The sequence below is a fragment of the Runella sp. MFBS21 genome, assembly GCF_029433105.1.
Lineage (GTDB): Bacteria > Bacteroidota > Bacteroidia > Cytophagales > Spirosomataceae > Runella.
Map to the genome: position 1 here is coordinate 115,882 of NZ_JARNTW010000009.1, position 21,431 is coordinate 137,312.

General features: G+C 41.4%; 14 protein-coding genes. 6 read left to right on the forward strand and 8 right to left on the reverse strand.

The features are described from left to right. Positions 1-33: 33 nt before the first annotated feature. Both P1X15_RS18215 and P1X15_RS18220 read left to right on the forward strand, forming a co-directional pair. Positions 34-450, forward strand: coding sequence for a DUF1573 domain-containing protein (locus tag P1X15_RS18215; RefSeq protein WP_028668522.1), 417 nt, complete (start codon positions 34-36; stop codon positions 448-450). 211 nt (positions 451-661) lie between these two features. Then, positions 662-1,867, forward strand: coding sequence for a serine hydrolase (locus P1X15_RS18220; RefSeq protein WP_277339565.1), 1,206 nt, complete (start codon positions 662-664; stop codon positions 1,865-1,867). Between the two features lie 8 nt (positions 1,868-1,875). Here the strand turns inward: P1X15_RS18220 and P1X15_RS18225 are convergent, their stop codons facing one another. The 7 genes from P1X15_RS18225 to P1X15_RS18255 all read right to left on the reverse strand — a co-directional run bounded on the left by P1X15_RS18225 (position 1,876) and on the right by P1X15_RS18255 (position 12,004). Further along, positions 1,876-3,990, reverse strand: coding sequence for an OmpA family protein (locus P1X15_RS18225; protein ID WP_277339566.1), 2,115 nt, complete (start codon positions 3,988-3,990; stop codon positions 1,876-1,878). A 115-nt stretch (positions 3,991-4,105) separates the two neighbouring features. Then, positions 4,106-5,500 carry an efflux RND transporter periplasmic adaptor subunit gene (locus P1X15_RS18230; protein ID WP_277339567.1) on the reverse strand — a complete coding sequence of 465 codons (1,395 nt, stop codon included), beginning with the start codon at positions 5,498-5,500 and terminating at the stop codon, positions 4,106-4,108. Between the two features lie 95 nt (positions 5,501-5,595). Further along, on the reverse strand, positions 5,596-7,047 hold the full coding sequence (locus P1X15_RS18235) for a TolC family protein (protein ID WP_277339568.1): 1,452 nt from the start codon (positions 7,045-7,047) through the stop codon (positions 5,596-5,598). Positions 7,048-7,169: 122 nt separating this feature from the next. Beyond that, positions 7,170-8,687, reverse strand: a complete 1,518-nt coding sequence (locus tag P1X15_RS18240; protein WP_277339569.1) for a serine hydrolase — start codon at positions 8,685-8,687, stop codon at positions 7,170-7,172. Positions 8,688-8,768: 81 nt separating this feature from the next. Continuing rightward, complete coding sequence (locus tag P1X15_RS18245; protein ID WP_277339570.1) at positions 8,769-10,121, reverse strand: MATE family efflux transporter; 1,353 nt, start codon at positions 10,119-10,121, stop codon at positions 8,769-8,771. Between the two features lie 127 nt (positions 10,122-10,248). Continuing rightward, positions 10,249-11,400 (reverse strand): molecular chaperone DnaJ, encoded by a 1,152-nt coding sequence (gene dnaJ / locus P1X15_RS18250; protein WP_277339571.1) that lies wholly within the window; start codon positions 11,398-11,400, stop codon positions 10,249-10,251. Between the two features lie 58 nt (positions 11,401-11,458). Then, a complete protein-coding gene (locus P1X15_RS18255) occupies positions 11,459-12,004 on the reverse strand; it encodes a nucleotide exchange factor GrpE (protein ID WP_277339572.1) in 546 nt (181 codons plus the stop codon). 414 nt (positions 12,005-12,418) lie between these two features. Between P1X15_RS18255 and P1X15_RS18260 the strand changes: the two genes are divergently transcribed. Both P1X15_RS18260 and P1X15_RS18265 read left to right on the forward strand, forming a co-directional pair. Continuing rightward, positions 12,419-13,528 carry a T9SS type A sorting domain-containing protein gene (locus tag P1X15_RS18260; RefSeq protein ID WP_277339573.1) on the forward strand — a complete coding sequence of 370 codons (1,110 nt, stop codon included), beginning with the start codon at positions 12,419-12,421 and terminating at the stop codon, positions 13,526-13,528. A gap of 22 nt (positions 13,529-13,550) precedes the next feature. After that, positions 13,551-15,500 carry an asparagine synthase-related protein gene (locus P1X15_RS18265; protein ID WP_277339574.1) on the forward strand — a complete coding sequence of 650 codons (1,950 nt, stop codon included), beginning with the start codon at positions 13,551-13,553 and terminating at the stop codon, positions 15,498-15,500. On the opposite strand, the gene P1X15_RS18270 is transcribed toward P1X15_RS18265, so the two are convergent. Then, a complete protein-coding gene (locus tag P1X15_RS18270) occupies positions 15,493-18,267 on the reverse strand; it encodes a putative LPS assembly protein LptD (RefSeq protein ID WP_277339575.1) in 2,775 nt (924 codons plus the stop codon). The genes P1X15_RS18265 and P1X15_RS18270 overlap by 8 nt on opposite strands. Positions 18,268-18,514: 247 nt before the next feature. On the opposite strand from P1X15_RS18270, the gene P1X15_RS18275 reads away from it, so the two are divergent. Together P1X15_RS18275 and P1X15_RS18280 are read left to right on the forward strand one after the other, a co-directional pair. After that, a complete protein-coding gene (locus P1X15_RS18275) occupies positions 18,515-20,149 on the forward strand; it encodes a sulfatase-like hydrolase/transferase (RefSeq protein WP_277339576.1) in 1,635 nt (544 codons plus the stop codon). Between the two features lie 54 nt (positions 20,150-20,203). After that, a complete protein-coding gene (locus P1X15_RS18280) occupies positions 20,204-21,346 on the forward strand; it encodes a Gfo/Idh/MocA family protein (RefSeq protein WP_277339577.1) in 1,143 nt (380 codons plus the stop codon). Positions 21,347-21,431 lie beyond the last annotated feature (85 nt).

Genomic DNA, 21,431 nt, shown 5'->3' on the forward strand with positions numbered 1-21,431 from the left:
CCAACTTTTACAAAACTAAATTTTACAAAAACCATGAAAAAGTTTCTTTCACTTTTCGTAGCAATTTTAGTATTTAGTGCAGTTAGCTACGCGCAAAAAGGAGTAGTAAAGTTTGCCAAGAATGAGCATGATTTCGGAAAGATTGAACAAGGCAAACCGGTAACTCATATTTTTGAATTTACTAATACTGGTACTGATCCTATCGTGTTAGGAAATGTATCGGCCTCATGCGGCTGTACTACTCCTGAATGGACTCGCGAACCTGTGATGCCTGGCAAAAAAGGTAATGTCAAAGCTACTTTCAACGCTGGTGTTATGGGACCTTTTAATAAAACAGTGACAATCCCAAGCAATGGTGAAAATGGCACCGTATACCTCACTCTTAAAGGTGAAGTGATTGCTAACAAAGCTGCCGAAGCCCAAACAGCAGCTAAGAAAGGCGGTAAATAAACCACTGCTATGAACCTAAAAGCGGGATAGCTTTTGTTTTTAATCTTGCTTAGGAAATATTATTTATATAAAACCCAAAAAGGCTATGACTTGCAGTCATAGCCTTTTTTATTAGATTTGCGTTTGAGAAGAGGGTATGAAGTGGAGAGTCTGTGTATTGCTTTGCTTTCATATTCAATGCGCCAAGTCTCTTACATTATCACCCACAACGATGTTTAAAACCGTAATCATTTTAGCTTTAGTAGCTGTTTTTTCTTGTAACAACACCACTAATCAACAGCAATCTTCTGCCTTTCAAAAGTCCCACGTAGATTGTGTAACAGAGGCTTCGCTATCTTCAGAGCAAATCACTAAAGCACGAAATAGGATTGATGCAGATACCAAGTCGGCACGTCTTGATTCATTTTTTCAACGAAAATTTAAGCTAGAAAGGTTTAATGGAAACGTACTGATAGCACAGCAAGGTGTAGTACTGTATCGTAATTCGTGCGGATATGCTCAAGTAGAGAAAAAAGATACATTGTGTTCAGATTCTAAATTTCAATTGGCTTCTTTGTCAAAGACATTTACGGCTGTTGCGATTCTAAAACTTTATGAAGCGGGTAAGTTGAGCTTAGAAGATTCGATTCAGAAGTTTATTCCCCAATTCCCTTACTCGGGGATTCAGATCAAAACCCTACTTTCGCATCGCAGTGGATTACCTAATTATGCTTATGTACTAGCTGATAGCGTAAGAAAACGCAATCCATATCCTTCAAACGACGACATTGTGAGGTGGTATTGTGCTGTTAAGCCTAAGCTTTACAATATTCCCAATCGATATTTTAGCTATAGCAATACCAACTATGCTTTGTTGGCTACTATTGTCGAAAAGGTATCAGGGCAAACATTTGAGGATTTTTTAAAACAAAATTTGTTTAAGCCACTCGGCATGAAAAACACATGGCTTGCGACGAGCCAAAATGACTCGCTCAATATGTTTCGGACGGCTGGGTATCAGTATAATCGCCGTTTAGCCAAAGATAACTATGATGATGTAGTGGGCGACAAAGGGGTGTATTCTACCATGGATGATATATTACGCTGGTATACAGGGCTTAGTGGAGGGTGTGTGCTTAAGCCGCAGACGATGAAAGAGGCTTTTACCCCTCGTAGCTTTGAGCGACATGGAATCAAAAACTACGGTTATGGGTTTCGGATGCACGTAGATGAAGCAACTCGACAGCCAAAGTATATCTATCATACAGGCTGGTGGAAAGGCTACAACACCTTGATGTGGTTCAGTCCTAAAGACAAATTTGTGATTATCCTTTTGAGTAATCGTTATAACCGTAGCATCTATCAAATCAAACCTATCCTTGAGATTTTGGAAGGAAAAAGCAATGTAGAAGAAGGGATAGAAGATGAGTTGTTTTAGGGGCTTTATTATTTTACCAAAAACTGCACTCTACGATTACGTTGGCGGTTTTCTTCCGAATCGTTGGAGGCGAGAGGCTTACTGGCACCTTCTCCTCGGTGTTTGATGCGATTTTCTGGTACCTGTAGGTTTGTTAGAAAACTAGCTATTACTTTGGCTCTTTGTTCGGAAAGTGCTTGGTTGAGACGTGGGTCACCTACATTGTCGGTATGGCCAACGATTTCAATTTGGATAGCTGGATTTTGAAGCATGATATTAGCCAGTCTTGTAAGTTGTCTGTGTGACTCGGAGCGCAAGATGTAGCTACTTTGGTCAAAATACACATTGTCTTCTATCGTTACGGATTGTCCTGCTTTGATATTATCAAAGATTCTTTCATTGATGACAGCTCTAGCAGCACTTGTGGTAGTGTGGTTGAGAGAAAGAAGATAAAGATTGGTCAAAAACTCACCTCTCTGTGCCCAAGCCGAAGTTTCAATACTGAGGGTATTTTCTTCATAATTGGGATGATAGGCTTCGATTACGTAGGTTTTGCTAAGCGCTAATTTTACTTCTAAAACTCCCTTATAAAATTTTGCCGGAATTGCCCTACGGGTAGATTCCTCAAACACTTTTACCTTTAGCTGGGCAAGAGGACGTTGGGTCTGAGAATCAAAATACTTAAGCGTAAACAACTTGACAATATTAGGTACAGCATGGCCTGCCTTTAATTTTGCTTGAAAAGAAAAGACTTGCCCTATACGCATTTCTTCTGCATCAATTATACCTTTTTTGGAAGAATATCCAGCGGCAATGGCTTCGATTTGATAAATGTCTGGCTCGGTTATTTTGAATTTAATGGGCATAGCCGATGCCAAGGCAGTGATTTCGGAGGTTTGGTGAGTTGAGTTAGCTGTGATTCTAAACTTAGCGGAGATAGGCGTAGCAGAGGTAGAATCTATGGCTGAGAGACTTAAAAAATTTTCGGTAATGGGAGCTAGCTTCACCACTAGCTCGTTGTTTTCTTCTAAAGAAGGATGTGACTTTTCAAGTGCCCTTTGGTAAGGCATAAAGCCATCGGAGGTTACTTCTACTACATAATGATGCGCTGGATTGAGTGGAACAGAGGCACGCCCGTCGGGGGTATTTTTTAGAGAAACAATGGCGCGTTTGTCGCTTTTATCAACAATCCTAATTGTAGCTGCAATAGGTTTATTGGTGTTTTCGGCCAAAGTACTTACTTGAAGATAAACATCTGATTTTGATAGCCTGATAATGTGGGAGCTTCTCTCAGAAGATTGTTGAGTATCAATGTTAAGTTTTGTGGCATATTTTCGATAGCCATTGGCTATGACTGTAAGATGATAGGGGTGTGATTGTACCACTACAGTGGGCATAAACAAACGCTGCTCAGAGGTAGTGCTTCCAGAGTAGCTTTCTTTGATTTCGTCGGTTAGTTTAAAATCAGCAGGGATAGCTTGTCCAGTAAGAGCATCTACCGCTTGGAAGCTCAACTCTTGTTTGGGAATGGTTGTCAGAGCGATTTCGGTGGCGTGTCCTCCTTCTACTTTTAGCGTACCTCGGTAGGTTTCATAATCAGCCGCTTTGACTTCTATATCGTATACTACTGTAGGCTTGAGTTCGGCACGCCAGCTACCATTGATTGTAGGGTGCTTAGAAATAGCAACGGCTTGGCCAGTACGTGGGTCTTTTAAGGTCAGCACTACATTGGTCAAGACTGTTTTTTGGGTTTTATCAATCACCAAAATCGTATGACCTGTGGTTGTATTTTGGGAAACGGTAGAGACTTCACTTTTTAGAGGCTCTAGTTCGATCAGAAAAGGTGTGAGGGTATTGGATTGAGAAGGTTCGAATACGTGTGCTTGACGGTAGGTTTTGTATTCTTGAAAAGCTACTACTACTTGATATGGGAGATTGGGCTGTACCTGTACTACATACAAATCATTGACGACTTGCCCCGTCAGCTCGGTAGTGCTATTGGAAGGAAGTACTGATATAATCGGTACTAGTATCTTTTTGGTCTGCTTATCTCTGACTTCTATGCCTACACGAAATGGGGTTTGGCTAAATCCAAGAAGGCAGTTAACAAAAAAAAAGAAGGAAATAAAAGAAATAACTTTCATTGATAAATATAAATTGAGGGGCAAAGTTAGTCTACTTTACCTAAAAAAGAACCACCCCCGTCCAACTAACTAAGTCGAAGGATGAGGGTGGTATTAGGAGTAATGATTGGTTACATTACTTGTCTTCTTTGTTATCTTTAGATTTTTCTACTTTTTTAGAGACCAAAGCTCCATCTTTGAGGCGTTTAGAAACTTCGATGAATGGACCCGAAATAATCTCCTCGCCTTCTTTAAGGCCAGAAATAACTTCGATGTTTTCGAAATCACTGATACCTGTTTTTACTTCACGACTTACTGCCTTGCCTTTGTCATTTATGAAAACGAGCTCTTTGGCTTTATCCTCCTTTTTGGTTTTTTGATTTTCTTGGGTAGAAGAATTAGAGGCTTCGCCGTTGTTGGGAGTCTCAGTAGTTTCTTTTCCTCTCGTGGTAACGGCTGCAATAGGTACCGACAGCACATTTAGCTTACGCTCGGTGATGATTTCTACTGAGGCAGTCATACCGGGTTTGAAGGGGTATGATTTTTTGCCTTTTTTTAGCAACAAGTCGCGATAAGATGAGTTCAAAATTTTGATTTTTACTTCAAATTCAGTGACAGCATCGGTAGAGTTAGAGGCAGCAGCAGATGCACTCGTGGTAGCCATTCCGTTGGCAGTATTGGCGATTTCGGTCACTGAGCCTACAAATTTTCGATCTGCATAGGAGTCTACCTCAATCTCTACAGTATCTCCAAGGTTGACCCTTACGATGTCATTTTCGTTAACATTGACTCTGACTTCCATGTTGTTGAGATTGGCAATACGCATCATTTCGGTTCCAGCCATTTGGGATGTACCTACCACGCGGTCACCAAGCTCCACATTAAGTTTTGAAATAGTACCACTTTGGGGAGCATAGATGGTCGTTTTTCGAAGGTTTTCTGTGGCATCTCTTAGCGCTGCTTCTGAACTTTGTACATTGAATTTAGAGGCTTCTACCGAGGCTTTTCCTGCTTCTACGTTTTGCTGTGCAACTTTATAATCTGCTTCCACTCTTTGAAAATCCGCTTCTGACACCACTTTATCAGCCAGTAGCTTCTGATTGCGGTCGTAATCTGTTTTGGCACGAATCAATTGAGCGTTTGATTGGGCAAGACTTGCTTTGGCGCGTTCCACCTCAGCTTTGCTTGAGTTGACAGAAGCTTGGGCTCTTGCCACTAGGGCATCGTAGTTGTCGGGACGTATTTTGGCTAGCAATTGTCCTTTTACTACTGAGTCTCCTTCTTCTACGTATAAGCCAATAATTTCTCCTGATACGTCAGGGCTGATTTTGACTTCTACCTCAGGCTGTACGCGCCCTGAGGCACTGACACGCTCAATAATGTTTGTTTTTTTGACTTTAGCAAACTCTACTTCTGTAGGTTTGACTTTTCCTATCCAACCAGCTTGCTTGGCAATCAACAACCCTGCAATCAATACCACTACGATGCTGCCTAGTATCCACCATAAACGAGAAGAAGATTTCTTAGCCATATGAGTTAATAAAAAATGTGAATGACAAATTGAGTAAATAGTTGAATATAGCCTGACTTTGTTATTAAATCAGTACGCCATAAAAAGGGTGCTTATTATTCTAATGAAAGCGGCTTACTTTGATAAAAGTCAAGGATTTTGGTCCGAAATATGTAATCGTACTTGGCTTGAATGAGGCTAGCCCTAGCGCGGTCTACGTTGTTTTTGGCAATATTATAGTCAGCGGCATTGAGGGCGCCCGCATTGAGGCGTGCTTCGGCAGCTTTAAAAGAAAGCTCAAGGGTTCCTACTTGCCGAGCTGTAGCTTCATAGCGCTTGGCGGCATTGAGCATGTTGTAGTATGCCTGCTCAATAGTCTGTCGAACTTGATTCCTGACGATTTGTGATTGAAATTCCGCATTTTTTTGCTGGATTTGTGCCCCTGCTATCCGGTAGCGTACCTGATAGCCATTAAAAATAGGAACTCTCAATGACAATGAAAGAGAGGCGTTTCGATTAAAACCTAATTGATCAAAATAACCAAAACTTTGAATAGCACCACTAGGAACAGTAGTCCGGACGATGACCGGCAAAGTAACTCCTCCATAAGTGATGTATTGAGTTGTAGAAGGTATGTCACGTACTTGCGAAGCACCTCCATCTCCTACAAAACGTTGTCTGGGAGCGGCACTAGAAAAAGAAGAACTCAGCCCTCCTCCCAACGACAAAGAAGGTAATTTAGCACCTTTGGCAATATCAATTCCAGTTTTGGCACTTTCAATACGGAGATTTGCTGCTTCCATATCAGGTAGATACTTGATAGCGGCATTGTACACTTGCTCTAAGGTAGCATCATAAGGGGCTGATGTAGAAGGAAGTGGTAAATTGATGGGTTCTACTTCAATCACCTCACTACCATAGAGATTCATAAGTTGTTTGAGGGCAAGCTTTGATAACTCTATATTGTTTTGTGCATTTACAATAGAAAGTTCATCATTAGCAAGTTGAGATTGTATATCATAAAGGTTGATTTCGGGAAGGGATCCGGCTTTTACCAACTTCTCGGTACGTTCGAGCTGGAGGCGAGTAGTTTCTAACTGACGACGTGCAAATTCGAGCTGTTCTTGGTTGTTAAGAACTGAAAGATAATTTGTTGCAACATTCAAAATCAGTGTATTACGGCTCGATTCCAGTTCTTTTTGACTGGCTTGTAAGTTATACTGATTTTGTTTAATGGTATTTTTTTGTTGATATCCATTAAAAAGGTTGACGCCCGTGCTTAAGTTGAAGTTCGAAAAATTCACTGTTTGTTCCACGAATTGGTTCGTGAAAGGATCAATGTTACGTCCTGATTGTAACCCTTGCCCCCCGCTAAAGTTGAGCGTGGGGTACCGTTGCCATTTTGATTGGTCAAGGATGTTTTGATTATTCTGGATTTGAAGTTGACTTTGTTGCAGTTGCAAATTGTTTTGCAATGCAATCGTCACACATTGTTGAAGTGAATATTTTTGCTGAGCTTGGCTGTATAGGCTTAAACCAAGCGAGATGGCGAGTAACCAATTTTTCATCGCTGTCCTTTTGATTTTATCTTCAAGGTTACAAAACTAAATTTGCTACCTCTAAGAAAATTGGATAAACGGTGAAATAAGTTTATCAACGCTTCAAATTCAGCAATTTAAAACAATAATAATCAAGGCGCAGTTTTTTTGAATTCGATATCTCCAGCATTGGCAAGGGTGACAACGACACGGTCAATATCGCCCGTAGCATTGATTCTAAAATCAAATTTAGCTTGGTCAAAAGCACCTGTACCTTCAAAAACATCGTAGTGATAATGTTGTAGAGTAAAAGGTAAATTGTGAAATACGCCGATAAACTCTTCGTCACCGCGAGTTTCCAATACAAATGACCCATAAGCAGGATGTTCATACTTGCCCCGATAACTACTCAACTTCTGAGAAGGCTTAGTATCTGATTTGCGTTTGCTGGCATTTTCATCTTTGGTTTTTTGTTGTTTGGCTTTGGCTTCTGCTTGGGCTGTTTTGAGGCGGCTCGCCCAATCAATCACTGGAAGGTTGAGCCATTTATCAGCTATATAGTTGCAGATTGAGTTGACAAAATAATAGTCTACAGCACCCGTGTTTGTAAGTACTACTACGCCAAAATTTTGATTCGGGAAAAAGGTCATTTGCGAACGGAATCCTTCAATGGAACCATTGTGGCTCAATCTTAAAAAACCGCGATAAGTATTGATATTCCAGCCCATACCGTAGCTGGCATAGCCCAACTCACTAAAGGTGATTTCGGCAGGAGATACGATTATGTGGGGCGTATGGGTTTCTTTCAGGTTTGTTTCCGAGATAATTTGTTGATTTCCAAACTTCCCTTTCCCCAGTTGCATTAGGAGCCAATGAGACATATCAACTACATTGGATTTGATAGAGCCAGCAGGACCGATGGCATCTATATTACTTCCAAATCCCTGCTCCAGCCATTGGCCGTTGTTGTCTCGATACGAAAGAGAATAATCACTACTCTGAAAAAGTTCGGGATAAGCAAGTACAGTTTGTTTCATTTCAAGGGGAGAAAGGATTTTTTCTCTTAAAAAATTCTCCCAGCTTTTTCCTGAAATTCTTTCAATTAAGACCCCTGCCGTCATATACATCAAATTGTTGTATTGATATTGGGCATATACTGGTTTTGAAAGAGGCAAGTATTTGAGCCGCTGATACAGGCTTTGGCGGTCGAGGTTTGCATAGAGCCAAGTCCAATCGTGGCGTGGTAGGCCTGTGCGGTGTGATACCAAGTCGCGGGCAGTGATTATTCGAGTAGCGTATTCGTCATGAAGTTGAAAATCAGGTAAATAATCTTTGACAGGTTTGTTCCAATCTAATTTTCCTTCGTCTGCTAATATACCTAAAGCTGTCGCCGTAAATGATTTAGTACATGAAGCAATTGGGAAGAGCGTTTGAGCCGTAACGGGGAGGTTATTTTTTAAATCTTTAAATCCATATCCTTTGGTATAAAGGATTTTGCCGTCTTTGACAATCCCCACCGCTGCTCCTGGGACGCGCCATTCGATGAGCATTTGATTTACAAAATTATCGAACCCAACAAGCGGGTCAGTAGGAGGAGAGGCGACTTTTTTTTGGGCGTAACCAAAACTGATAATACAAATCAGTAAAATAGTTTGAACAAGCGGGCGCATACGGAGAGAGGGGGTGTTAGACCAACAAATATAGTTTTAAAGCATATAGTTTGATGTAACCTTGCTCCGAAAGTTCTTATTTTAGTGCATTATCGCTGTTTTTTTGATATTAGTAGACATTTTATCAATCAACCAATAAAAACGAATGGTAAGGAAGAGCGCCGAAAAGGTAAGGCCAGCAGATAAGGCAATCCATACTCCTTCTACATCCATTTTAAAAGTAAAAGCTAAGAGATAACTCAAAGGTAAAGCAATAACCCAATAGGCCACTAATGTAATACCTGTAGGAACATTGACATCAGTTAAGCCCCTTAATGTGCCTAAGCCTGTAGCTTGAATCCCGTCGGATAATTGGAAAAAGCCTGCATAAATCATCAAAGTAGAGGCAATGCTTGTGACGGCGAGGTTGTCTTTGAGATAAAGTGAAACCAAAAAATCATTGGCTGTCAAGAAAGTAATACAGCATACTCCCATAAATGCTGCCACAATCACAAATGCTGCTGTGCCTGCCTGCTTTACTTTGGAGAGGTTGTTTTGTCCCCATGCTTGGCCCACTCTGATAGCACCTGCGGCGGCAATGCCTGTAGCCATCATATAGGTGGTAGAGGCCAAATTAATGGCAATTTGGTGAGCGGCTAGTTGACTTTCGCCCAGCCATCCAATCAACACTACGGCAAGTGAAAAGGCTGCTACTTCAAAGAAAAATTGAAAACCTACTGGAATCGTAAGCTTGAAAATTCTTTTTATTAAGGGAGTAATATTTTGATTAGGAAAATGGAGGTAGATTTTGAAGTACTTACTTCTAAAAATATATCCTAAGATAACAATCGCCATATAAAGCCGTGAAAACAGAGTGCCTAAGGCTGCCCCATTAAGCCCCATTTTAGGAAAAATCCATACTCCTTTAATTAGTACCCAATTGATGAGGGCATTGAAAAACAACGCTGAAACGGTCACAAACATGGCTACTTTGGTATAAGAAAGCCCATCTGCTAGTTGCCGAGCGGCAACAAAAACTAACAACGGTAGAATAGAAATACTTAGGATGTAAATAAATGGTTTAGCGAGGCGTGTCACTTCGGGAGTTTGCCCAAAAAAGTCTAAACTTAACCCCAATCCTATTCCCACTATGCCAAGCAAAATACCCAGCATTATGCCTACGTTCATGCCTGCCCTGAATAAATTCCCAATTTCTTGCGTATTGTTTTGTCCTTTGGCTTGTGAAATAAGGCTTGATACAATTCCTAATCCCCCAAACCCAATACTAGAAACCAAAAAAGTAAGCGAAGTGGCTAACCCTGACGCTCCTAGAGGAACCGCCCCTAGAAAACGCCCTACCATCAGGTTGTCGGTAACTCCCATTAAAATGACTCCAAGCTGAGCAATAATAATAGGAATACTAAGCTTGACGGTTGCTAAAATTTCGCGACGCATGAACTACTGTTTTTGGAATGACTTACACAGGGGCAACCTAAGTTTTAGAAAAATAGTTTGACTACGGAATAATTTGTCATGGGAGGAAGCCAATAAAATAATAAAAGCGGTCAATCGACCGCTTTTATTAATGGAAGAAATCTTTCATCTTCTCAAAAAAACCTTTCTCATTTTTACCCGGCTTGGGTTGAAAATTAGGTGAGTTTCGAAGTTTTTCAAGCAAGGCTCGCTCGTCGTTATTGAGTTGCTTTGGTGTCCAGATATTAATATGTATCAATTGATCGCCTCTGCCGTAGCCGTTGAGTTCTTTGATTCCTTTTCCTTTAAGTCTTAATATTTTACCACCTTGTACACCCGCTTCAATAGGCACTCGCGCTTTACCGTCGAGGGTAGGAACTTCTACACTGGTACCCAGGGCCGCATCTACAAAATTAAGATGGAGGTCATACACTAGATTGTTGCCGTCGCGTTTGAGGTTTTCGTCCTCTTCTTCTTCTACCACAATCAGCAAGTCGCCTGCTACACCACCGCGAGGGGGCACATTGCCTTTGCCACTCATAGAGAGCTGCATGCCGTCGGCTACGCCACCGGGGATTTTGATGCTGATTACATCTTCTTCCAACACACGTCCTTCGCCTGCGCAGACTTCACAGCGCTCAGATACAATTTTACCTTCGCCATTACAAGTAGGACAGGTGCTAGTTGAGACCATTTGGCCGAGCATGGTACTTACTACTTTACGTACTTGCCCGTTACCATTACAAGTATGACAAGTTTTGAGGGAGGCTCCATTTTTAGAGCCATTTCCTCCGCAAGTGTTACAGCTTACGTATCTTTTTACTTTGATTTTCTTTTCTGCACCTTCGGCTACTTCGCGGAGGTCAAGTTTGAGTTTGATTCTCAAATCGGTACCTCGTCTGACGCGCCTTCCACCTCCACCGCCATTGCCAAAAATATCTCCAAAAGGCGAAGAATCACCAAATATGTCGCCAAATTGAGAGAAAATATCGTTGATGTCAAATCCTTGACCACCGCCAAAACCACCATTACCACCCATGCCAGCATGGCCAAATTGGTCGTAACGTTTGCGTTTTTCGGCATCGCTCAATACGCCATAGGCTTCGGCTGCTTCTTTAAATTTTTCTTCAGCCGAAGGGTCATCAGGGTTTTTGTCGGGGTGATATTTGATGGCTAGCTTACGATAAGCTTTCTTTATCTCATCGTCCGATGCTGATTTGCCGACGCCAAGGACTTCATAATAATCTCTTTTCTGTGCCATTGTTTTGTGGGTTAATCATCATAAATACTTTCTCAAGCATTCATAACATATCACAAAGTTAACTTCCTACTACGACTTTAGCGTAGCGGATTACTTTTTCATTTAAAAAATATCCTTTTTCGACTTCGTCAATTACTTTTCCTTTCAGGTCTTCACTTGGAGCTGGGAATTGGGTAATTGACTCATGCAAATCAGCATCAAATACTTCACCTTTAGAGGTCATGGGTTTGAGGCCTTTGCTTTCAAGCGTTTTTGAAAACTTATTGAAAATCAGACCCACGCCTTCTTTGAGAGGAGCGATGTCGGTAGTAGTTTCAAATGAGGCCATAGCACGTTCGAAATCATCCACTACGGGCAAAACAGCCTTCATCAGATCTTCATTAGCACTTGAAATTAATTCTAATTTCTCTTTGGCAGTGCGGCGACGGAAGTTTTCGAAGTCGGCGTACAAACGCAAATATTTATTTTTTAACTCTGTAATTTCTGCTTCTAATTTTTCTGTAACCTTTTCTTCGCCTTCTTGGGCTATCTCAGGAGCAGCATTAGCTGCCAATTCGTCTTCTATGGGTGTGTCTTCTTGAATGTGTTGGTTATCGGTTGTCATGACAAATCAATTCACAATGAAACATTTTTTCTTCTACAAAGTTCGTCAATTATTTTGCCAGTACCACCACAACTGACAGATTGGCAGAAACTCCCTTTTGAAGAAGTGGTAAAGAAGCCTTTTTGACGAAATTTTTATGAAAGAGATTGTAACTTTTTTGTGAATGTCCGTCTAATATAAATAGTGATAAATATGATTTTTAATGGTTTTTTTATGATGAAAAAAAATATACCTTCCCCTCGTCGCATCTATTCCAAACCAACCCTTCTGAAAATAGGGAAAGTTGCAAATCTTACAAAAAAGACTGGCAGTCAATTTGATATGTTGACTAGTACTAATTCTTTTACCCCCTGATTTTATGGCTTATAGTTGGATCAAAACAAATGGGTTTACACTTTAATATCCTGAAAATATATGAAAAAAATATACCTTTTTGTGCTATTCTTAGGTGTCTTATTTAAAGCTGCCTCCCAAGGTGGCGGGATTTTGCAGACCTTTGATGGAGCAGCAGCATTGCCGACAGGATGGAGCACTACAGCAACGTCTAATGCCCTAGTAGAAAATGCGTCTAATAGCAATGGGTATACTATTCCTACTACAAACCCTACGGTGAGTGCTTCTGGTACCAACAACTTATCAATGAGAAACTGCGGTAGCGCGACAGTGTCGATTACCACGGTAGCTTTTGACCTAACGGGCAAGAGCAATGTCATAGTGGGATTTGGTCGGCGGCGTACAAGTACTTTCGCCCCCACAGTATCGTTTTCGGTTAGTGTAGATGGCGGGACTACTTTTAGCACGTTAAACAGTGATGTGTCATCAGCGGCCAATACTACATGGGCTTTTTTGGGGCCGATTTCGGTTCCTACTGCGGCCAATCAAGCAAGTGTGATTTTTAGGTTTGATTATGTATCTACAAGCTCAACTTCCTGCACAGGAAGCTCGGCCAATTTTCGAATCGATGATTTTATTGTGGGTTGGAATGATGTATTTCCTGTAAAACTGACGTTTTTCAAAGCAGAAGCACGTAGCACAGGTGTAGAATTGTCATGGCAAACTTCGGAAGAAATAAGCAATCAACGTTTTGAGATTGAGCGTAGTCTTGATGCTAAATCCTTTGAAAAAATAGGCGCGATAGAAGGAAAAGGTACGATATCAATTGCCCAGAATTATTCTTTTTTGGATAGCAGTCCCCTACAAGGATTGAATTATTATCGATTAAAACAAGTGGATTTTGATGGCAAATACAGCTACAGTGTTATCAGAGATATACGCGCCAAAGGTGAAGAGTCTAGTTTTCGAGTATATCCCAATCCTGCCACGAATGAACTGAAAATAGAGGTGCCACAGCAGGAAGAAATAAGCTATGGAGAACTTCTCGACTTGACGGGCAGGATAGTGAAGCGTTATGGAGCAGGCTCAGACAAAGTCTCTATAGGTGACATCAGGCCGGGCGTCTATATCCTGAAGATTAAAACTCAAACGGGAGCTAGGTATCAGCAACGAATCATAAAAATAAATTAATGCATATTTGCGCATTTGACTCATGTCTGGAATCTGTGGTATTATTTATTTTGAGAAACAACCGCAGCCGCATGATCTCCTCAGCATGGTACTTTCTATGAAGCATCGCGCGAAAGATGGAGTTTTTGAAAAAACAACCGAAAATGCAGCAGTCGCTTATCTAAAACTTAATGTATCTGACTTATCAAAAATACAAACGGGACCTCTTGAAACGACAGAAGGGATACTGGTAGTGGCAGATGCTCGGCTTGATAATCGCGATACTTTGCTCAAAACCTTTTTTGAAGGAGACCTTCAAAAATTACGTGATTCAGTCAGCAATACAGCGCTCATTTTGGCTGCTTACGAATTTTGGGGAGAAGATTTACTTTTTCATTTGATTGGCGATTTTGCCTTTGTGATTTGGGACAAATCTCGGCAAAAAATCATTTGTGGACGAGACCACGTAGCTGCGCGTCCTTTGTATTATCATTATTTGGAGGGTGAATATTTTGCGTTTGCGTCTGAAGTTAAAGCCTTATTGACGTTGCCTAACGTTCAAATCAGGCCTTCATTCGAAAAAATACACGAATATGTCTCGTGGAAAGCGCATCGTCAACCTTATCAACCTACTTCTTTTTATGAAGGGATTAGTGCAGTACAGCCTGCGCATGTGTTGAGGGTTGAGGCTGAAAAATGTGATTCACGGCAGTGCTGGGATTTGGATTTGAAACGTTTTGAAAATTTGAGGGGTGATCAAGAATATTTTGATGTCTTTAGAGCTACTTTTTTTGAGGCTGTAAGATGCCGTATAGACAGTTACGGGCTATTAGCCGCGCATTTGAGTGGAGGGTTAGACTCTTCTTCTATTTGTACAGTGGTAAATTTGGTGTTTGGTCAACCGCTCTTGACGCAGTACTTCGATATCGGAGGGAATGCGGATGAAAAAGAATTTGTGGATGAAATGTTAGCAAATCACGATTATCATCATCAAAATATCCTTCCTACCATAGATTGGAACGAAGCAAGTCGGAATTTGTCTAATATACTAGGACATCCCAATTACTTCTTAGTACTACCAAGTTATATCGTTACATCATCTGAAGCCTTGGCTGCCTGTCAATGCACGCTTTTACTTACAGGACATGATGGTGATAGCGTAGTAGGATACGGACATGACTATCCTCTTTCTTTGTTGGAAACTCATCAAAAAAAAGAGTTTGTAGAGCTCATGCGAGAGTATGCCTTGGTAGCAGATTTTGGGTCACAAATCAAGGAGTGGAATGAGTGGTCTTTTCTTCAAAAGTATCGATTCCTTGTAAAGATTTATTTCAAACAGCATATCAAGAAAAAATGGTATAAGAAGCATTACGGACTAGCAATCTTGGAAATATTGCGTTGGAGTTTTACTTTGAAATTTGTTCCATTAGATGTTAATGCGCGTATCTTAAAGAAGAAAAATAGTTTTTCGCCAAATTCTGGCCCAAAAGAAATCAACACATCGTATGGTTTTTCTGAGGTTGAAAATCAATTAGTGGGGGATATTTTGCATGAAGCAATGCTTCAAAGCATTGAAGAATTTGAGCAAATTGGGGCTTGGTATGGCTATGAAGTAGTACATCCGTTTTATGACAAACGGCTGATAGAATTATGTTTAGCTATTCCTAATCGTCTCAAGTTTGACCGGGGCTATCGAAGAGGGCCACTCAGACATGCCATGGAAGATTTTTTGCCCGACAAAGTGAGACTACGTACCAGTAAAGTGACAATGAATGAGTCAGTAGAGAATCAATTAAACGCAGTAAGAACGGAAGTGGTGGAATTGCTCATAAAAGCTCAAAAGGGATTGCCTTCATTTTTTGACGAAGCACAAAGTCAGACCTTAACCCCTTATTTTGAAAAGGCAATTCAAGTGTTTTCAAATCCTGAATGTACGGGACTTGCACGATTTGTGCGAGAAGTAAACCTTGCCCAATGGTTGTTGTCTATCTAAAACCTCCTTGGTCGTAGAAAGTACGGCGGCGCGAAAGCTTCAAATCGCGCAAAAGGGCCGATTTGGCACGGATTTCAAAACTATAATTATTTGACCTAAATCCTGAACCTGCATACGGTGTCCAGTTAAATGACATTTCCCAGCAGTGTAGATCGCGCGTGATACCGATATTAGTAATAGAAGGCGCTTTGGCTACAATATCCAAACCTGTATCAAATACAAATTTCCATTTGGGCGTAAGACTAAAATCACCATTCATACGCAGAGTTTGGATTGTAGTTCCTGCTGATAGCCCTTGGCGCGAATAGTTGAAACTATAACTCATGCTCAATGTCCACGGGATATTGAAATCGATATAAGCATCAGGATTGGCATTGATCATTCGTTGTTGCTCTTCGGTATTGGGCGTATTTGCTTTTTTAGGTTTATCGGCTCCTTTAGGGGCAAACCTTTTGGAGAGAGCTACGTTGACATTGCTCAGGCGTGCCAAACCTTGATTTTGTGTGAAAGACCAACGATTGATTTTACGCCCTGTAGTACCATAAAGTTCATCTTTTACGTAAGCATAGGGATCAAAGTTGGCAGAAAGGTTGAAGTTCAAATCTTTAAAAATGCGAGCATTGGTATTGAAACTAATATCCGACATTTTTAAAGAGTCTGCCATCAGATTATAAGAGCCATTAAAGCTAAAGTTGTCGAGGATGTTTATTTTTTCAAATTGCTTACCACTTGAGTCGGATTTAGGGCGTACTTTGGCTTCAAAGAGGTTGTTGAGACTCCACGTAATGCCTGCGGCTGAAGTACCAGAAGTGGTAAGATTTCCTCCAATAGTTCGGTACCTATTAAGATACCTTACATCGCCGCGTTCGTTTACGGTAAGACGTTGGAGTAGGTTAGATTGGTCGGGCACATAGCTAAAGCTTGCTGAAGGAATGAGGGTATGACGAATTGCCTCCAGACGTTTACCTCCTACCCGAAACATCCCATAGATGCGAGTGTTCATACTTGCACTAAACGAGACATTATTGGCAAAATAAAAACCATTCAGGGTATCTACCCGAACTTGGTTATTACCTACATATTCATAATTGAATTTTTTGGTAAACGTTTCACCCGAAAGTGAAATACCTGGGGTAATATTGATGTATTTGAAAAGCTTGATGTTGGGTAAAGAAATAGGAAGTGAAAAGCGACCAGTGAATTGTGAGTTTTTAATAAATTCAGGAAGGTTTTGGGCATTAAGAGCATAGGTAGTAGGAGCCCCCGATTCGGGAGTAACTACGGTAGGAGCATTGGCTAGGGTAAACCCTAAACGAGAACTAGAAGTATCGGCATACACAATGGTATTGTTGGCAGTAATACCCCCACTAAAATCCAGACCCAATCGAAAACTCTCATACCAAGCACCCGTACCGCCTTTGAGGGCAAAGGGGGCAAGTTGGTTAATTCCAAAGTTGAAATCAATTCCCGCATCTATCGAACCAGGGTCTGTTTGCTTACCAGTAGAATCGACTTTAGAGCGGTCAGGAAAACGTTGATTCACGCGTACGCTAGTTCCCATACGGGCAAACTGCCCAAATTGCTTGGTATATTGAACCGACGAACTCGCTACGTTTTGGATATATTTCTGCGTATTAAACTCATTAAACTGATTGAAACTATTGCTACCTAGGTTGACCGAAGCACCAAAACTTGAAGTACCGCGTGGTACGGGCGAGTGAGTCCAGTTGAGACTAAAATCATTACGTGGTTGATTCAAGATTTTGATTTCATTGCCCTGAACATTGCGATTGAAGCGTAAGTTGAAATTTCCACTATAGCGATATTTTACGGCATAGGGCATCGCTACTCCAATCCCCCAACTCCCGCGTGAGTAAATCTGACCAGTGAGACTCAAATTGATTTTTTCACTAATGGCAAAATAATACCCGCCATCTCTCAAATAATATCCGCGTCCGTTGGGTTCTTCGCCATAAGTAGGCATCAAAATACCAGAGGTGCCTATTTCTTTTTTCTTAGGAACGGGGAAAAAACCAAAAGGCAACCCTACAAATGGAAGAGGTACATCTGAAACTACCAAATGGAATGGCCCCGAGATGACTTGTTTTTCGGGAATGACTTTGATTTTTTTTGCAGCAATGTGGAAGTGAGGCTGGGCAAGGTTACAGGTAGTATAAATCGAGCCGCGAATATACATGTTGTTTTCTTCGTCTTTTTTGACGGTCGTACCCCGTATGTTGCCGTCGCCTTGCTGCGTAACTACCCCCTTGATAAACCCTTTTTTACTTTTAAAATTATAGCGAATTTCTTTGGTATCGTATTTTTCTCCATTGTCCTGAAATATAGGCTGTCCAATCCACTTTCGAGAAGTCGAATCATAATTTCCCCGGGCAAATACTTCATTGGTTTTCCAATTCAGACGGATATAATCAGCCTCCAAAATGATAGCTCCATAAGTCACTTTGGCTGTGCCATAGAGGTGTACTTCCTGCTCGCCCGGGTCCATCACAGTAGAGTCTTGGGCGCTATATTGTACGGTATTTTTGAGGTCGCTTTCTGCTTCTAGTGTATCAGATTTGGTACTGTCAGAAGGTATAGGAAGTACCGAAGGAATAGTGGGAGTCGCTCGTTTGATAGAGTCCAAACGAACGGGGTTCGTAATCTTACGAGGAGTTAATGTTTGGGCGAAAGACCCAAAATGGACTCCTAACACAAGAAGCCAAAGTAGCCATTTCGCGGCTTTTTCAAGAACTTTTAATTTTTTCAAAGACAATTTTACCAGCGCTTTATTTGCAAAAGTAAATCATTACGCGTTTGGAAATGCTGAAAGTTTGTTAAAAGTTATTAAATGATAAGTGCTTAAAAGAATGAAGGGTTTGATAATCAGCTCGATGATGGGAGTTGTTTCGAAATCATATCGCTAAAACAGAAGAAGAGATAGCAAAGAAAAACATCAGTAAAAATCACATAAAAGCAACTTAAAAGGTAACATTCTCTTTAATCGGTTCTTCTATATGAAATATCTTTTTGCTTGTTTGGTATCCATTTTTTTGGTTGCTACTGGTTTCAATGTGAAAAATAAATTTATCCATGAGCCTCCAACACACCCAAATATCCTCTGGATTACGTGCGAAGACATGAGCTTTCATTTGGGATGCTATGGAAGTAAGCTAGCCAAAACTCCTCATTTAGACGAACTAGCCGCTAATGGCACTCGATATACCCGTGCGTTTACTACAGCGGGGGTGTGTGCTCCGAGCCGTTCGGCTATCATTACGGGCATGTATCAGCAGTCGATTGGTACTCAAAATATGCGCACTTTGGCAGCTTCGGCGGCGGCTAAAGATGCTTATCCTTCTGGTTTTAAAGGCTACTCGGCAGTAATCCCAGAAGAAGTCAAATGCTTTTCGGAGTACTTACGGGGGAGGGGTTATTATTGTACCAACAATTCCAAGGAAGATTATCAGTTTGTAGCGCCTCCTACTGCTTGGGATGAGAGCAACAACAAAGCCCATTGGCGAAATCGTCCCGACAAAAACCAACCTTTTTTTGCCATATTTAATTTTACTATCACGCACGAGTCACAAGTGTGGGTAAGAGCCAAAGAACCACTTTTAGTAAAACCCGAAGAAGTCGAGATTCCGCCCTATTATCCTGATACCCCAGAAGTACGTTTGGATATAGCGCGACATTTGTCTAATGTAATGGTGATGGACCAACAAGCGGGCAACATTCTTGAACAGTTGAAAGAAGACGGTTTGGAACAAAATACGATTGTTTTCTTCTTTTCAGACCACGGCGACGGGCTGCCGTTTGTCAAACGTGAAGTGCTTGATAGAGGTTTACGAGTCCCTTTTATTATCAAAAATCCTTTTGATAATAACAAAAATGTGGTTGACAATCAGATGATTAGTTTTGTGGATTTAGCACCTACTATGTTGTCGTTGGCAAATATTCCTGTGCCAAAGTATATGCAAGGGCAGGCGTTTTTGGGAAGACAAAAAGCAAAAAGCCCTCGACAATTTGTATTTGCCGCTCGCGACCGCATGGATTCGGAATACGAGCGAGTTCGTACGGTAAGAGACGACCGCTACCGATATGTAAGGAATTATATGCCACAAAAGCCTCATTATCAGAATATAGGCTATCGACTTCAGCAGCCTTCGATGCAGTCGATTCTTAAACTCAAAGAAGAAGGAAAGCTTAATGCGACTCAGATGCAGTGGTTTAGACCTACCAAGGCAGTGGAAGAATTGTATGATTGTGACAAAGACCCTTTTGAGTTTAACAACTTAGCCGAAAATCCTGCTTATCAGCCACAACTGACAAAACTCCGTAAAATATATAATGACTGGATTCAGAAAGTAGGAGATACGGCCCAAGAACCTGAAATGGACATGGTGAAGCGATGGTGGGGAGGCAAAGACGAACCTCCATTGACTCAAACGCCACAGATACTTCTCAAATCTTCTAAAATTGCTTTATCTTGCGCGACCAAAGGCGCTTCTATTGGTTATAAAAAACACTGGAAAGAGCCTAGTTGGAAGGTATATACTCAGCCTATAAGTGTCACTTCGAGCGATTCGCTCTACGTGATTGCGCATCGGATAGGTTATACCAAAAGCAATATTGTAACCCAAAAATTTTAGTAGGTCACTAACCAATCTCATTATTCAAAACCCACGTTCCAAAACTAAACTACTATGTCAAAAACTCAAGTAGCTGTGGTAGGGCTAGGCTTTATTGGCCCCGCACACATCGAGGCACTCCGCCGATTACCAGATGTAGAAGTGGCCGGAATTGCTGATTTTTCGGCCGAAATCGCCCAAGCAAGAGCCCAAACGCTCGGCACCAACGCCTATGATTCGTTTGATGACTTGCTACGCGACGATTCTATTGAGTGCGTTCATATCTGTACGCCCAACTTCCTACACTACGAACAGTCTAAAAAAGCATTGTTGGCGGGCAAGCACGTAGTGTGCGAAAAACCTTTGGCTACCAACACCGCCGAGGCCGAAGAGCTTGTTGAGCTAGCTGATAAGCTAGGGTTGGTCAATGCGGTACACTTCAATTTGCGCTATTATCCTTTGATTCGTCAAATGAAAACCATGCGTGAAAAAGGTGAACTAGGCGAAGTATATTCAGTCCAAGGAAGCTATTTGCAAGATTGGCTTTTCTTACCTACTGACTACAACTGGCGCTTGGAGCCGTCGCAATCGGGTGATTCGCGTGCCGTGGCCGACATTGGCTCTCACTTGTTTGACTTGATTGAGTACATCACGGGCTTGCACATCACGGAAGTAATGGCCGATTTCAATACGGTTCACAAAACCCGTATGAAGCCTAAAAAAGCAATCGCTACCTATTCGGGCAAGCTTCTCCAAGCTTCTGACTATGAAGAAGTACCTATTACTACCGAAGATTATGCCTCTATTTTGTACCGTTTCGAAAACGGTAACAAAGGAGTAGCTACTGTAAGTCAGGTATCGGCAGGGCGTAAAAACCGCGCTACGCTCGAAATCAGTGGCTCAAACCAAACTTTCAATTGGTGTTCTGAAGCCCCCAACGAAATGTGGATTGGCCGTCGCGACGGATTTAATCAGTCACTCATCCGCGACCCAGCATTGGTACATGAAGACGCGCGTGCGTTGATTACCTTCCCAGGTGGTCACAATGAGGGCTTCCCCGATACTTCAAAGCAATTGTTTAAAGAAGTGTACGCTGCTATTCGCAACGGCAAACCCGAAAAGCCCAATTATCCCACTTTTGCGGATGGATTGCGCGAGCTAAAATTGTGCGACAAAATTGTACAAAGTAGCCGCGAGCAGCGTTGGGTTCAAGTTTAGTAACTGACAATCAGTAAGCATACTGGACAAAACGATAATATTTTCGTAACTTTGTGGCGAATTTGTTATCGATTCAAATCGTACT